Source organism: Kineococcus radiotolerans SRS30216 = ATCC BAA-149 (genome assembly GCF_000017305.1).
Lineage (GTDB): Bacteria > Actinomycetota > Actinomycetes > Actinomycetales > Kineococcaceae > Kineococcus > Kineococcus radiotolerans.
This window is the reverse complement of sequence record NC_009664.2, coordinates 3,055,313-3,069,283: the sequence shown is the minus strand read 5'-3', so window position 1 is coordinate 3,069,283 and position 13,971 is coordinate 3,055,313. Positions and strand designations below refer to the sequence as shown.

The 13,971-nt window shown below is 74.8% G+C and carries 16 protein-coding genes; 1 reads left to right on the top strand and 15 read right to left on the bottom strand.

Annotation, left to right across the window (positions count from 1 at the left end; all coding sequences use genetic code 11):
* Window positions 1-6 precede the first annotated feature (6 nt).
* The 9 genes from glgX to KRAD_RS14675 form a co-directional block, all read right to left on the bottom strand.
* Window positions 7-2,028, bottom strand: a complete 2,022-nt coding sequence (gene glgX / locus KRAD_RS14715) for a glycogen debranching protein GlgX (protein WP_012086420.1) — start codon at window positions 2,026-2,028, stop codon at window positions 7-9.
* Window positions 2,029-2,066: 38 nt separating this feature from the next.
* The gene (locus KRAD_RS14710; RefSeq protein ID WP_012086419.1) at window positions 2,067-2,309 is read right to left on the bottom strand and encodes a hypothetical protein; all 243 of its coding nucleotides are present in this window, start codon (window positions 2,307-2,309) and stop codon (window positions 2,067-2,069) included.
* A gap of 12 nt (window positions 2,310-2,321) precedes the next feature.
* Window positions 2,322-2,936 (bottom strand): GDSL-type esterase/lipase family protein, encoded by a 615-nt coding sequence (locus KRAD_RS14705; RefSeq protein ID WP_012086418.1) that lies wholly within the window; start codon window positions 2,934-2,936, stop codon window positions 2,322-2,324.
* 81 nt (window positions 2,937-3,017) lie between these two features.
* Window positions 3,018-4,481 carry an adenosylhomocysteinase gene (gene ahcY, locus KRAD_RS14700; protein ID WP_012086417.1) on the bottom strand — a complete coding sequence of 488 codons (1,464 nt, stop codon included), beginning with the start codon at window positions 4,479-4,481 and terminating at the stop codon, window positions 3,018-3,020.
* Between the two features lie 167 nt (window positions 4,482-4,648).
* Window positions 4,649-5,806: an SIS domain-containing protein gene (locus KRAD_RS14695; RefSeq protein ID WP_012086416.1), complete on the bottom strand. Its 1,158-nt coding sequence runs from the start codon at window positions 5,804-5,806 to the stop codon at window positions 4,649-4,651.
* Window positions 5,803-5,985: a Trm112 family protein gene (locus KRAD_RS14690; RefSeq protein ID WP_012086415.1), complete on the bottom strand. Its 183-nt coding sequence runs from the start codon at window positions 5,983-5,985 to the stop codon at window positions 5,803-5,805. The genes KRAD_RS14695 and KRAD_RS14690 overlap by 4 nt, the downstream gene beginning before the upstream one ends.
* Window positions 5,985-7,478 (bottom strand): phosphomannomutase/phosphoglucomutase, encoded by a 1,494-nt coding sequence (locus tag KRAD_RS14685; protein WP_012086414.1) that lies wholly within the window; start codon window positions 7,476-7,478, stop codon window positions 5,985-5,987. The genes KRAD_RS14690 and KRAD_RS14685 overlap by 1 nt, the downstream gene beginning before the upstream one ends.
* A 48-nt stretch (window positions 7,479-7,526) precedes the next feature.
* Window positions 7,527-7,796, bottom strand: coding sequence for a hypothetical protein (locus KRAD_RS14680; RefSeq protein WP_012086413.1), 270 nt, complete (start codon window positions 7,794-7,796; stop codon window positions 7,527-7,529).
* A 107-nt stretch (window positions 7,797-7,903) separates the two neighbouring features.
* On the bottom strand, window positions 7,904-8,305 hold the full coding sequence (locus KRAD_RS14675) for a DUF3499 domain-containing protein (protein ID WP_012086412.1): 402 nt from the start codon (window positions 8,303-8,305) through the stop codon (window positions 7,904-7,906).
* Window positions 8,306-8,454: 149 nt separating this feature from the next.
* On the opposite strand from KRAD_RS14675, the gene KRAD_RS14670 reads away from it, so the two are divergent.
* The gene (locus KRAD_RS14670; RefSeq protein WP_012086411.1) at window positions 8,455-8,889 is read left to right on the top strand and encodes a metallopeptidase family protein; all 435 of its coding nucleotides are present in this window, start codon (window positions 8,455-8,457) and stop codon (window positions 8,887-8,889) included.
* A gap of 94 nt (window positions 8,890-8,983) precedes the next feature.
* Here KRAD_RS14670 and KRAD_RS14665 read toward each other — a convergent pair whose 3' ends face one another.
* The 6 genes from KRAD_RS14665 to KRAD_RS27820 form a co-directional block, all read right to left on the bottom strand.
* On the bottom strand, window positions 8,984-9,595 hold the full coding sequence (locus tag KRAD_RS14665) for a GTP-binding protein (RefSeq protein WP_012086410.1): 612 nt from the start codon (window positions 9,593-9,595) through the stop codon (window positions 8,984-8,986).
* A complete protein-coding gene (locus tag KRAD_RS14660) occupies window positions 9,579-10,052 on the bottom strand; it encodes a DUF742 domain-containing protein (RefSeq protein ID WP_012086409.1) in 474 nt (157 codons plus the stop codon). The genes KRAD_RS14665 and KRAD_RS14660 overlap by 17 nt, the downstream gene beginning before the upstream one ends.
* Window positions 10,049-10,477 carry a roadblock/LC7 domain-containing protein gene (locus KRAD_RS14655; RefSeq protein WP_012086408.1) on the bottom strand — a complete coding sequence of 143 codons (429 nt, stop codon included), beginning with the start codon at window positions 10,475-10,477 and terminating at the stop codon, window positions 10,049-10,051. The genes KRAD_RS14660 and KRAD_RS14655 overlap by 4 nt, the downstream gene beginning before the upstream one ends.
* A 4-nt stretch (window positions 10,478-10,481) precedes the next feature.
* Window positions 10,482-12,683 carry a HAMP domain-containing protein gene (locus KRAD_RS24450; RefSeq protein WP_012086407.1) on the bottom strand — a complete coding sequence of 734 codons (2,202 nt, stop codon included), beginning with the start codon at window positions 12,681-12,683 and terminating at the stop codon, window positions 10,482-10,484.
* A 179-nt stretch (window positions 12,684-12,862) separates the two neighbouring features.
* Window positions 12,863-13,267 carry a hypothetical protein gene (locus tag KRAD_RS14645; RefSeq protein WP_012086406.1) on the bottom strand — a complete coding sequence of 135 codons (405 nt, stop codon included), beginning with the start codon at window positions 13,265-13,267 and terminating at the stop codon, window positions 12,863-12,865.
* Between the two features lie 92 nt (window positions 13,268-13,359).
* A complete protein-coding gene (locus tag KRAD_RS27820; RefSeq protein ID WP_012086405.1) occupies window positions 13,360-13,827 on the bottom strand; it encodes a WhiB family transcriptional regulator in 468 nt (155 codons plus the stop codon).
* Between the last annotated feature and the right edge of the window lie 144 nt (window positions 13,828-13,971).

Here is a 13,971-nt window from a genome sequence, read left to right as displayed (position 1 = left end):
GAGCGGTCAGGCCGAGCGCAGCACCGTCGTGGACCACTCCCCCACGAGCAGGTCGGCGACCTCGCGGCCGACCTCCTGCTGCGGGTCGGAGGACACCACGAGCTTCCACGGGCCGGCCGGGGCCTTCGGGACGGTGAACTCGACGGGGTTGGTGGCCCCGTTCACCAGCAGCAGGACGGTCGCGGAACCCTCGGCGCTGAACTGCACGCCGTAGGCGCGGGCGTTGCCGTCGTCCCACTCGGCCTGGGTCATCGGCTCGCCGTCGGCGCGCAGCGACAGGACCGCGTCGGGGGACCCGTCGAGGCCGTCGCCGCGGTACCAGGCGCCGCGCAGCGCGGAGGTCTCCCGGCGCAGGCGGAGCAGTTCGCGGGTGAACCCGAGCAGCTCGCGGTCCGCGCCCGCCCAGTCGAACCAGGAGATCTCGTCGTCCTGGCAGTAGGCGTTGTTGTTGCCGCCCTGGGTGCGGCCGAACTCGTCGCCGCCGAGCAGCATCGGCACCCCGGCGCTGAGCAGCAGCGTCGTGAGGAGGTTGCGGCGCTGGCGGTCGCGCAGCGCGTTGACCGCCTCGTCGTCGGTGGGCCCCTCGGCCCCGCAGTTCCAGGAGCGGTTGTCGCTCTCGCCGTCCTGGCTGTTCTCCCCGTTGGCCTCGTTGTGCTTCTCGTCGTAGGCCGTGAGGTCGGCGAGGGTGAAGCCGTCGTGGGCGGTGAGGAAGTTCACGCTGCACAGCGGGGAGCGGCGGTCAGCCTCGTAGACGTCGGGGCTGCCGGTGAGGCGCTGGGTCAGCGCGCCGAGCGACCCCTGGCCGCGCCAGAAGTCGCGGACGTCGTCGCGGTACTTCCCGTTCCACTCCGACCAGCGGGCCGGGAACCCGCCGACCTGGTAGCCCTGGGTGTCCCACGGCTCGGCGATGAGCTTGACCGGGGCGAGCACCGGGTCCTGGTGGACGATGTCGAGGAACGCGGAGTGCACGTGCGCGTCGCCCCACTGGCGGGTCAGCGTGGTCGCGAGGTCGAAGCGGAAACCGTCGACGTGCATCTCGCTCACCCAGTAGCGCAGCGAGTCCAGGATGAGCTGGAGGGCCGCGGGGTGGGACACGTTGAGGCTGTTGCCGGTGCCGGTGGTGTCGAAGTAGTTCTCCGGCTCCTCCTCCACGACGCGGTAGTAGGAGCCGTTGTCGATGCCCTTGAGGGAGAGCGTCGGGCCCATGTGGTTGCCCTCGGCGGTGTGGTTGTAGACCACGTCGAGGATGACCTCCAGCCCCGCGGCGTGCAGGGCCTTGACCATCTCCTTGAACTCGCGGACCTGGGAGCCGTCGTCGCCCGCGGCGCTGTACTCGTTGTGCGGGGCGAAGAACCCGATGGAGTTGTAGCCCCAGTAGTTGCGCAGGCCCTTCTCGGCCAGGTGGGAGTCCTGGACGAACTGGTGCACCGGGAGCAGCTCCACGGCGGTCACACCGAGGTCGAGCAGGTGCTGGATCGCGGCCGGGTGGGCGAGACCGGCGTAGGTCCCGCGGATCTCCTCCGGCACGTCGGGGTGCTGCTGGGTGAAGCCCTTGACGTGGACCTCGTAGACGACGGTGTCGGCCAGCGGCGTGCGCGGGGCGCGGTCACCGGCCCAGTCGAAGGCGGGGTCCACGACGACCGCGCGCGGCACGGACGGCGCGGAGTCGGCGTCGTTGCGCTGCTCCGGGTCGGCGAAGAGGTGCCCGAAGGTCTCTTCCCCCGCACCCCACTGGCCCTCGACGGCGCGGGCGTAGGGGTCCAGCAGCAGCTTGGCCGCGTTGTGCCGCAACCCCTCCGCCGGTTCCCACTCGCCGTGGACGCGGAACCCGTAGCGGGTGCCGACCCCGCCGGGGACGATCCCGTGGAACACGTGACCGGTGCGCTGGTCCAGCCGGTGGGTCGTCTCGGAACCGTCGTCGAAGACCGCGACGTCCACCGCCTCGGCGGTCTCGGAGTACACGGCGACGTTCAACCCGTCCTCGCGCACGGTGACGCCGAGGGGGTAGGGGGTGCTGTTGTCCACCATCGGATCCTGAGGCCTACCGGGGCGTCGCGCGAGTCGATCTACTCCCGCACCTCGCGGCGGGTCCGCAACCGGCCCGTCGCCCACAGCAGGCGCCAGCGGGCCCGGACCCAGTTCCACCACCGCAGCCGCCCGCCGTCCAGGCCCTCCTCGGTCGCCGTCCAGCGGCGGACCTCGCGGGCGTGGTACTTCATCGCCACCAGGACGCAGCCGCGCAGGAACGCGGCGAGGACCGCGACACCGCCGAGGATCGTGGCCCACGACGCAGCGTCCTCCAAGCTCATCCGGCCATGTTCTCAGGCGGCGCCGAGGGCGGTGCGCGCGGCCGCCCGCACCAGCGGGGCGACGTCGGCGGCGATCACCCGGTACCCCGCGGCGGAGGGGTGGAACCGGTCCGGCGAGAACATCGAGGGGTCGCGGGCGAACACCGCCGCGGCGGCGGAGGTGTCCGCCACGGCGACCCCCGCCGCGGCGGCGGCGCGGGTCTGCGCGGTGCGCAGCTGCGCGCTGGCGGTGCGGGCGAACTCGCGCAGCGCCGGGGGGACGTGGGCGACGACGCTCAGGTCCGGGGCCGGGACGAGGACGGCCTCCGCGCCGGTGGCGCGCAGGGCGGTGAGGGCCGCGGCGAGCTCGGCCACGGCCTGCGCCACCGGGACGGCGTGGGTGAGGTCGTTGGCGCCCACGACGACCACCGCGACCTGCGGCCACGTCCCCGCCGCGGCGACCTGCCCCGCCAGCGCCGTGCTGCGGGCCCCGGACACCGCGAACACCCGGTGCTCGGCGGGGATCCCGGCGGCCACCAGGTCGGCGGTCAGCAGGGGCCCCGGGGTGTCCCGGGCGTCGGCCGCGCCCACCCCCGCGGCCAGGGAGTCGCCGAGGAGGGCCAGCCGGAGCGGAGCGGTGTCGGGCACCGCCCCAGTCGAGCAGGGACGACGACGCCCGGCACCCCGAGGGGTGCCGGGCGCCGTCGTGCGGAGCGTCCTGCGGACGGCTCAGTACCGGTAGTGGTCCGTCTTGTAGGGACCCTCGGGGTCGATGCCGAGGTAGGCGGCCTGCGACTTGGTGAGCTCGGTCAGCCGCACGCCGAGGGCGTCGAGGTGCAGCCGCGCGACCTTCTCGTCCAGCTGCTTGGGCAGCCGGTGCACACCCACCGGGTAGGTCTCCGGCTTGGTGAAGACCTCGATCTGGGCCAGGACCTGGTTGGCGAACGAGTTCGACATGACGAAGCTGGGGTGACCCGTGGCGTTGCCCAGGTTCAGCAGGCGCCCCTCGGACAGGACGATGACGTTGTGCGCCGGGCGGCCCTCGGCGGCGGGGATCCGCCACTCGTGCACCTGCGGCTTGATCTCGACCTTCTCCACGCCGGGGATGCGGGCGAGACCGGCGATGTCGATCTCGTTGTCGAAGTGGCCGATGTTGCCCACCAGGGCCTGGTGCTTCATCTTCGCGATGTCGGCCGCCATGATGACGTCCTTGTTGCCCGTCGCGGTGATGAAGATGTCGGCGGTCTCGACGACGTCCTCGAGGCGGACGACCTGGTAGCCGTCCATCGCGGCCTGCAGGGCGTTGATCGGGTCGATCTCGGTGACGACGACCCGCGCGCCCTGGCCGCGCAGGGACTCCGCGCAGCCCTTGCCGACGTCGCCGTAGCCGAACACGACGGCCGTCTTGCCGCCGATGAGGACGTCGGTGCCGCGGTTGATCCCGTCGATGAGGGAGTGCCGGGTGCCGTACTTGTTGTCGAACTTCGACTTCGTCACCGAGTCGTTGACGTTGATCGCCGGGAAGGGCAGGACGCCGTTGCGGAAGTACTCCGCCAGGCGCAGCACGCCGGTGGTGGTCTCCTCGGTGACGCCGCGGATCCCCTCGGCGATGCGGGTCCAGCGCTGGGGGTCCTCGGCCAGGGACTTCCGCAGCAGCTCCAGGACGACCGCGTACTCCTCGGAGTCCTCCGCGGTCGTCGCGGGGACGGCGCCGGCGGCCTCGAAGCGCTTGCCCTCCAGGACGAGCATGGTGGCGTCGCCGCCGTCGTCGAGGATCATGTTGGGGCCGATGCGGTGGCCCTCGGCGTCGGTGCCCCAGTCGAAGATGCGGTCCGCCAGCGCCCAGTACTCCTCCAGCGTCTCGCCCTTCCAGGCGAAGACGGGGACGCCCGCGGGCTCCTCGACGGTGCCGGACCCGACGACGACGGCCGCCGCGGCCTGGTCCTGGGTGGAGAAGATGTTGCAGCTGGCCCAACGGACCTCCGCGCCCAGGGCGAGGAGGGTCTCGATGAGGACGGCGGTCTGCACGGTCATGTGCAGGGACCCGGCGATGCGGGCGCCGGCCAGCGGCTTGCTGTCGCCGAACTCGGCGCGCAGCGCCATCAGCCCGGGCATCTCGTGCTCGGCCAGACGCAGCTCGTGGCGTCCGGCCTCGGCCAGGGAAAGGTCCCGGACCCGGTACTCGAAAGACATGGGAGTCCTCTCGTGCGGTCTGTGACGGTCTCCCGGCGCGGCCCCTCTGGGCCACTCGGCATCACCGGACGCCGGAGCTCCCTCCCAGGGTACGCGCCCGCCCCCGGGCCGCGCCCCGCCGAGGGTGCGGCCCGGGGGTGCGGGCGCCCGGGGTGGGCGCGGGGGTCTCAGCCCAGCCGGTCCTTGAGGTCGGCGACCTGCGGCGAGCGCGCGGGGTCGATCCCGGAGGCCAGCGCCAGGTAGGCCGCGGCGAAGTCGACGCGGGCGATCACCTGCGCCAGGCGCTGCGCCGGGGACCCCTCGTCGGCGACGACCTCGGAGACCCGCACCCCGGCGTCGGTGGCCGTGGTGACGACGGCGTCGGCGAGGCGGCGGTCCTCGTCGGAGACCGCCAGCGGGGAGTCGCGGACCACCAGCAGCTGCAGGCGCGGCCCGGGCGGGCCGTCGAGGAAGGGGTCGGCGAAGACGTCCTCGACGGTGGAGGCGAACGGCCCGCCGAAGGTCGCCACGACCTCGCTGGCGTCGTCGGGCAGGGCGCCGCTGACCGCGGGGACCCGCGCGGTGCGGGCCAGCATCCCGGCGGCGCGGCGGGCCCCGGCGGCCATCAGGTCGCCGTCGCCGAGCACCACCGGCACCGCGCCGGACACCTCGAGGGCGATGACCTTGGCCGGGTTCACGAACGTCTCCGACCACGGGCGGCAGGCCTCGGCCTCGGCGTCGAGGCGGTCGGCGACGCCCGCGAGGTCCGCGGCGGAGGCCGGCAGCAGCCCCATCGCGTCGCAGGCCAGCAGGACCGGCGTCACCAGCGACCACAGCGCGACCCGGGAGGAGCGCGGGTCGCCGCCGTCGGCGCGCACGCCCCGGGCCGGGAGCACGTGGACGTTGCCGTGCCGGGCCCCGATCTCGGCCAGCGGGGAACCCTCCCCCGCCACGGCGAGGACGCGGGCCCCGCGCCGGGAGGCCTCGGCGGCCAGCGCCACCGGCCCGGGCGCGCGCCCGGACAGCGAGACGGCGATCACCAGGTCCAGCGGCCCGACCCAGCTCGGCAGCGGCCCGCTGTGGCGCACCACGACGGGCACCGGGCAGCCCCGCCCGGCGAGGGCGGTGACGATGTCGGCGACGACGGAGCTGCCCGCGAGCGCGGCGATGACCACGGCCCGGGGGCGGTCGTCCTCGGCGAGCCGGGCCACCCGCGCCTCGGCGGAGAGGTCGAGGGCCTCGCGGACCTGCGCCCCGGCGCTGGCCAGGGCGCGCAGGACACCGGTCTCGTCGGCGCCGGTGAGCCCGTCGCCGTCGGCGAGCAGGGTCTCGTCGAGGGCGCTCACGCGGGCTGCCCCGGGCGGAGGGCCGCGTCGGCGAGCAGGACGGGGACCCCGTCGAGCACCGGGTAGCGGATCCCCGAGGGGGTGGTGAGGAACTCCGCACCGTCGACGGTGACGGGTTCCAGGGGCTCCCCGGAGACGGGGCAGCGCAGCAGCTCCAGCACCCAGGCGTCGAGGGCCATCAGGCGCCCCGCACCAGGGCGAGGACGCGGTCGCGGACGGCGACCATCGTCGCCTCGTCGGCGCCCTCGGCGTTCAGCCGCAGCAGGGGCTCGGTGTTGGAGGCCCGCAGGTTGAACCACCACATCGGCTGGCGCTCGCTGGCGGGGTGGAGGACCGTGACCCCGTCGAGGCGGTCGACCTCCAGCTCCTCGCCCTCGGCCGCGGCGGTCTCGCGGACCGCAGCGACGACCCGCTCGGTGGTGGCGGCGGCGTCCTGCACGGTGGAGTTGATCTCCCCGCTGGCGACGTACTTCTCGTACTCGGCGGCGAGCTCGGACAGCGGGCGGTCCTGCTCGGCCAGCGCGGCGAGGACGTGCATCGCGGCGAGCATGCCGGTGTCGGCGGACCAGAACTCGCGGAAGTAGTAGTGCGCGGAGTGCTCCCCGCCGAACACCGCCCCGACCTCGGCCATCCGCTCCTTGATGAAGGAGTGCCCCACGCGGGTGCGCACCGGCGTCCCGCCGTCGGCGGCGATGATCTCCGGCACGGCGCGGGAGGTGATGAGGTTGTGGATGACGACGGGTTCGCGGCCGGCGCGGATCTCCTTGGCGATCTCGCGGCGGGCGACCATCGCGGTCACGGCGCTGGGGCTGACCGGGTCGCCCTTCTCGTCGATCACGAAGCAGCGGTCGGCGTCGCCGTCGAAGGCGAGGCCGATGTCGGCGCCGTGCTCGGGGACGGCGGCCTGCAGGTCGACGAGGTTGGCCGGGTCGAGGGGGTTGGCCTCGTGGTTGGGGAAGGTGCCGTCGAGCTCGAAGTACATCGGCACGACGTCCAGGGGCAGCGCGGGCAGGCCGGCGTCGTCGCCGAGGACGGCGGGGGCGGTGAAGCCGCCCATGCCGTTGCCGGCGTCGATGACGACCTTGAGCCGGCGGGAGCCGGTGAGGTCGACGAGGGTCCGCAGGTGCTGGGCGTAGGCCTTCAGCAGGTCCTGCTCGTCGACCTCGCCGATCGAGCCGGTCTCCTCGGGGAGGGTGCCGGCGTCCAGCCGGCTCTGGGCGAGGTCGCGGATCGCGGACAGGCCGCTGTCCTGGCCGACGGGCTTGGCCCCGGCGCGGCACATCTTGATGCCGTTGTACTGGGCGGGGTTGTGGCTGGCGGTGAACATCGCGCCCGGGATGCCGAGGAAGCCGCTGGCGAAGTAGAGGCCGTCGGTGGAGCACAGGCCGATGAGGGTGACGTCGACCCCGCGCGAGGCGAGGCCGTCGGCGAAGGCGCGCGAGAGCTCCGGGGAGGAGGGCCGCATGTCGTGACCGATGACGGCGCGCGGCGGCTGGCCCTCGGGGGCCTCGGGCAGGACGACGACGTCGGCGAAGGCGGCGCCGATGGCCCGCACCACGCCGGCGTCGAGCTGGTCGGGGACGGTGCCCCGCACGTCGTAGGCCTTGATGAAGGCCGAGAGGTCGACGGACGGGAGCCGGCGCGGGGCGTCGGAGGGGTCGGTCACGATCACGAGCCTACAAGCGCACCCCCGTCCGGGGTGAGCCGTCGCGGGAGGGGACTACTGCTTGCGGGTGCGGTCCAGGACGGCGTCGACGGTGATCGGCCCGGTGTCGGAGGTCCAGGTGCGCTCCTCGCAGACGTGGCAGGAGACGAACCGGACGGGGGTGCCGTCGGTCAGCGACATCGACAGCTGCGTGACGCGCTCGCTGCCGCAGGGCCCGCAGGTGACCGTCTCGCGGTGGGCGGCCTGGGTCAGCGAGCCCAGCGGCGGGGCGGTGCGGGTGGCGCGGGGGCGACGGGAGGCGCGGGGCGCGTTGGCTGCGGGCACGGGGCTCCATCGGCAGCGCGGCAGCCCGGTTGAGGAACCCGCGGCACGACGTCGCCCGCCCGCGGACCGGCCCGGACCGGCCCGGGGAGGGGCCCGGTGGACCCGGCTCAGCTCTCGCGCAGGACCCGCAGGTGCCCGCGGCGGACGGCGGGGGCGTCGGGGTCGATGCCGCGCCCGGGCGCGCCGGGGCGGTCGCGCACGGCCTCGGCGACGGCGAGGAGGTCGTCGTGCTGGCGGGCGGCCTCGACGAGGTCGGGGGCCAGGCGCACGACCTCCCAGCCGCGGGGGGCGGTGAGGCGGTCGGCGTGCTCGGCGCACAGGTCGTAGCAGTGGGGTTCGGCGAAGGTCGCCAGCGGGCCGAGGACGGCCGTGGAGTCGGAGTACACGTACGTGAGCGTCGCGACCGCGGGGCGCCCGCAGGCCGTGCGCGAGCAGCGCCGGGCGCTGGGGGCGGTGGAGCGACCGGCTCCGGGGCGGGAGGCGTTCGTTCCAGGGGTGCGGGAGCTCACGCGCGCACGCTACCCCTCCGGCCCCCGCGGAGCCCCCCACGCGCGGGATCGTGTCGCCCGGTCGGGGCCCGGCGCGGCGGGGTCCCGCCGCGCCCCGCGCGGGGCGGTCGCGCGGTGCCCCGGCGCGCCGCCGTGGGTACTCTCGCCCGGTGGTCCTCCGACGCCGGGTGCCGACCCGTCCACGCCGACGCCGCGACCGCCACGGTCGCGGCCTGCGCGGCCCCCTGCTGCCCGCGTCGCTGCCGGCGGCGCGCACGCGCTCCGAGCGCTTCGACGACCTGGTCCTCGACGCCGTGGAGCTGCTGGAGCGCCGCTGGGCCGAGCAGCTGGCCGGGGTGGAGTTCGCGGTCGAGGACGTCCCGCCCTCGGACCCGGCCCCCTGGGAGGACGACGTCGTCCCGCTGGGCCGGCTGTTCCCCGCCCACGGCGACCGCCCGGCCCGGGTCGTGCTGTACCGGCGGCCGCTGGAGACCCGCGCCGACGGGGAGGACCTCGACGACCTGGTGGCCGACGTCGTCGTGGAGCAGGTCGCCCACCTGCTCGACCTGCCCCCCGAGGACGTCGACCCCCGCTACGGCGAGTAGGGCGCCCCACGACGGAGGCCCACCGGTCCCCGCGCGCCGACGGCGTCGACGCGGGCGGGGACCGGTGGGCCGGGCCGGGCTCTGGGGGAACGCCCTACGCCGCGGACCGGGCGCGGGACAGGATCAGCTGCAGCAGGGTCAGCACGACCTGCTTGACGTCCTCCCGCTGGCGGGCGTCGACGGCGACCACGGGGACGGCCGGGTCGACGTTGGCGGCGGCGCGGACCTGGTCCAGGGTGAGCTGGCTGCGGTTCGCGAAGGAGTTGACGGCCAGCACGAACGGCAGGCCGATCTTCTCGAAGTAGTCCAGCGCCACGAAGCAGTCGTCGATCCGGCTGGGGTCCACCAGGACGATCCCGCCGAGGGCCCCGTCGGCGAGGTCGTTCCACATGAACCCGAACCGGTCCTGCCCGGGGGTGCCGAACATGTACAGGATGATGCTGTCGTCGATCGTGACGCGCCCGAAGTCCATCGCCACGGTCGTGGTGGTCTTCTCGCTGGCCTCGCCGGCGTAGTCGACGCCCACCGACGCCGAGGTCATGGCGGCCTCGGTGCTCAGCGGCTCGATCTCCGACAGGGCACCGACCGTCGTCGTCTTGCCGACCCCGAACCCCCCGGAGACGAGGATCTTCACCGGGATGGGGGGACGCTTCACCGGGGCCGCGGGGGCCACCGGGGGGCTGGCGGTTTCAGAGTGCAGCGACACCGTTGATCAACCTCTCGATGAACGAGACGTCGAACGCGAGGGACTTCGCGGTGGACGTCGTGATGAGCAGTTCCCGGGCGACGAGGTCGCCGACCAGGACCTGGGCGACCCCCAGGGGGATGCCGACCAGGGCGGCGACCTCGGCCACGGAACGGGCCTCGGCGCAGGAGTCCAGGACCTGCCCCAGCTCGAAGGCCAGCGACCGGGAGGCCGCGACGCTCGCCCCGAGGGGGGTCACGACGGCGGTGGTCTCCATCGCGATGCCCGCCGCCCCTCCCCCGGTGCGGCCGCCGGTGAGGAGGTAGGCGCGGACGCCGGTCCCGTCCTCGGCGTCGTCCGGGTCGCCCCCCGCCGGGGCGGGGGGCGTGGTCGAGACCGCCGCGCCGCTGCCGAGGAAGGGCCGGTCGAACTCGTCGAACTCCTCGAACTCGTCGTCGAACTCGTCGAGGGGGCTCACAGCTGCAGGGACGTCTTCAGCTCGGTGATGAGCTCGGGGGTCAGCAGCGCCCCGACCCGCTCCACGAGCATGGTCGTCTCGTAGCCGACGAGACCGAGGTCGCAGTCGGCGGCGGTGACGACGCCGAGGCAGGCGCGGCCGGCGATGGAGGACACCAGGAGGTAGCCCTCGCCGAACTCGGTGATGACCTGGCTCAGCGGCCCCTTGTGCAGCAGCCGCGACGCGGACACCGCGAGGGTGGTCAGGCCCGAGACCGTCGCCGCCAGCTTGTCGGCGTCGGCGCGCTCGAGGTCGGCGCGCATGGTCATGAGCAGCCCGTCGGAGGAGACCCCGATGGCCTGTTCCACCCCGGGGGTCTGGGCGACGAAGCGTTCCAGCAGGAAGTTGACGTCCTGCGCGGTCTGGCTGACGGTGCTGGTGCTCACGGGTTCACTCGCTCTCGGGGGTGGACGGGGTGGTGTCGGCGGCGTCGCGACGGGCGCGGGCGACGCCGCTCTGCAGGCCGGAGAGCCCGCGACGGACGTCCTCGGCGCTGCGGGAGGTGGCGGCCGTGGCCGCGGTCAGGTCGCCCGTGTCGGGCAGCTGCGCGCCGCGGACCCGGGTGGGCACGGCGGGCAGGTCGGCGGGCGGGGAGGCGACCTGCGGGCCGGTGCCGGCGTCGGCGGTGCGGCCGAGGTCGCGGCCGAGGTCGGCGAGCTGGGCGCCGCGGACGCGGGCCGAGGGGACGCCGCCCCCGGTGCGGGACACCGGGGAGGAGGGCGTCAGCGGGGCCACGGCCGGGACCGGGACCACGGGGGCCGGGGCCACCGGGGCCGGGGCGACCGGGGCCGGGGCGACCGGAGCCGCCGCGACGGGGGCCGGGGCGACGGGAGCCGCCGGGACCGCGACGACCGGGGCCGCCGGGGCGACCTCGACCGCGGGGGCCGCCGGGGCGACGGGCTCGACGACGGGCTCGACGACGGCCTCCGCCCGGGCGGGGGCCCCGACGAGGGCGAGCTCCGGCTCCGGGGCGCTGGCCGCGGCGACGGGGGCCGCGACGGGGGCGGCGGCCGGGGCGGCCGCGGGGCGGGAGCCGAGCGCGACGAGGGCGGCGGGCAGGGCGACGGTGGCGACGACCCCGACGGGGGCGTCGGCCGAGCCGCCGCGGGCCAGCGTCACGGACATGGTCCAGCGGTCGGCGAGCAGCCCGACCACGTGGTGGCCGAGGAGGCGGGAGTCCGGGCGGGACGTCGCGGCGTTCGCGATCCGCTCGTTGGCCAGCGCCACGTCGGCCGGGCTCATCCCGACGCCGGAGTCGGTGACGCTCAGGGCGTAGCCGCCGTCGACGGTGGGGGTGCCGCTGACCACGACGCGGGTGGTGCTGGGCGAGAACGCGGTCGCGTTCTCCAGCAGCTCCGCCAGGAGGTGGGTGACGTCGGCGGCGGCGCTGCCGTGCAGGGTCGCGTCGTCGAGCTCGGTCAGGTCGACGCGCGGGTAGTCCTCGATCTCGGCCAGGGCGGCGCGGACGACACCGGCGACGGGCACCGGGCGGGACTTGGTGCGGGTCTGCTCCGCACCGGCCAGGACGAGCATCGACTCGGCGTTGCGGCGGACGCGGGTGGAGAGGTGGTCCAGGCGGAACAGCTTGTCCAGGACCTGCGGGTCGCGCTCGGCGCGCTCCAGCTCGGCGAGGAAGGCCAGGGTGCGGGTGAGCAGGTTCTGGTTGCGGCGGCCGAGGTTGACGAGCATCTCGGCGGCGGCGACCTCGTTGCGGTGCTGCTCGACGGCGAGGTCGAGGGCGCTGTCCTGGACGTGGTTGAACGCCACGGCGAGGGCGGCGAGCTCGTCCTTCGTGCTGACCTCGAAGGCCGGCAGCGTCGGGGGCGTGCCGTCGGCGGCCAGGACGCGGATCTGGCCGATGGCCTCGGGCAGGCGCTCGGAGGCGACCTCCTCGGCGCGGGCGGTCAGGGCGCGCAGCGGCACGACGACGGTGCGGATGAGGGCGAGCAGCATGAGGGCCACGAGCACGACGGCGAGGACGGAGAAGACGACGATGAGCAGTTCCGCGGTCTCGGCGACGCGCACGGCGCGGGCCTGGGCGGCGGCGTTGCGGTCCTCGACGGAGGCCTCGAAGCGGTCCATCTCGGCGAGGATCGCCTGGTAGACGGGGAAGCCGCCCTCGTCGAGGTGCTTCTCGGCGTCGGCGGTGCGGCCGTCGCGGTAGGCGACGACGGCGCGGTTGTCGAAGTCGATGAACTGGTCCCACAGGCCGATGAGCTCGGCGTTGAGGGTCCGCTCCTGGGCGGTCATCAGCTCGAGGGGGGCGTTCTGGAGGGCCGCGACGAGCGTGGAGCGGACGGCGAGGTAGCCGGCGCGGTTGACGTTGTCGTCGGCCAGGGCCGCGTCGACGCCGAGGCGGTAGGTGTCCAGCGCGTAGCCGGACTGCCAGCCGATGATGTCGGCGTCGTAGTACTTCTGCTCGGTGACGTACTGGACGAGCTCGGCGGCGTCCTGGGCCTGCTGGAGCGCTTTGGACTGCTCCCGGCTCCCGAGGAACGCGACGGCGCCCATGGCGAGGGTGAGCGCCAGGATCACCCCGAACGCGATGGCGAAGCGTGCGCCCACCCGGACGCGACGCAGCAGGAAGGTCATGCGGTCTCCTCTTCCGACGTGCACACCCGTCGGGCGTCGCACGGGCAGTCAGCTGTGACGTGCTGCCGGAAGGTGTCCGGCGTCGGTAGAGGTGTCGTCGGGCGGCGGACCCGCCGTGAGGGGCTGAAAGCGTGATCTCCGGTACCGAAAAGGGACCGGGGCCGGGAACCCGGGGAGGGTCAGCGCTGCCAGAGCAGCGAGGCGAGCTCGGAGGCCACGGCCTGCGCGGCCTGCGCGGCCTGGGCGGAGGGAGCGGGGGGTTCGGGGGCGGGGGGCTCGGGCTCGCCCGCCGCCACGGCCACCGCGCTCAGCCGCACGACGCCGTCGGCGTCGGTCTGCACGCGGACCCCGTGCCCGAGGGCGCCGAGGACGAGGTTGAACCCCGGCCGGCTCGCGGCGACGTGCACGACGGCGGCCAGGGCCGCCCGCAGGCACCCCTGCGGGTCCACGTCGTCCAGGCTCAGCTGGGCGTCGACGAACGCCGTGGCGAGCTCGCCCAGCGCGTCCTGCTCCTGCTGGGCGTGGCCCTCGAGGCGAGAGGCGACGGCCTGGCGGCGCTCCCAGATCGACAAGGACTGGTTCATCGGTACCTCCCCGTGCTCCACGGGGACCGGCGGCCCCCCACCCTGCTCTCTCGGCAGGTCGGGGCCGTTCCTTCAGCCGGTGCCGGCGGGTGTCAGCCGATGTGGCGCTTGAGGCGGCGGCGCTCGCGCTCGGAGAGCCCGCCCCAGATGCCGAAGCGCTCGTCGTTGCCCAGCGCGTACTCCAGGCACTCCTGGCGGACCTCGCAGGACTGGCAGACGCGCTTGGCCTCGCGGGTGGAGCCGCCCTTCTCGGGGAAGAACGCCTCGGGGTCGGTCTGCGCGCACAGGGCCAGCTCGGCCCAGCCCGGGTCCTCGGGGGTGAGCCCGGACAGCCCGGTCAGCCCGCCGGTCATGTCCACCAGGGACAGCTCGGGGCGGCCGTCGGGGCCGAGGGGGCCGTCGTCCTCGCCGTCCTCGTCGAGCTCGGCGTCCTCGCCGGTGACGAGGCCCGCGGCGCGGTCCGGCGCGGGCAGCGGGGGCACCAGGCCCAGGTGGACGACGGGGCCGGCCCCCGTCCGCGGTCGCGAGAGGTCGTCGATGGACTCGAAGTCGTCACTCATGGTGGCCCCCACAGCCTCGGTCTGTCACTCCGCGTGATGTGCCAGTCACCCAGGACCACCACTGGTCGAATTACACGCGTGTCGTCCTCCAGAGTCAAGCTCAGCGTGGTAATTCACCCGCCCCTCCCGCCACCCCGCACCCCA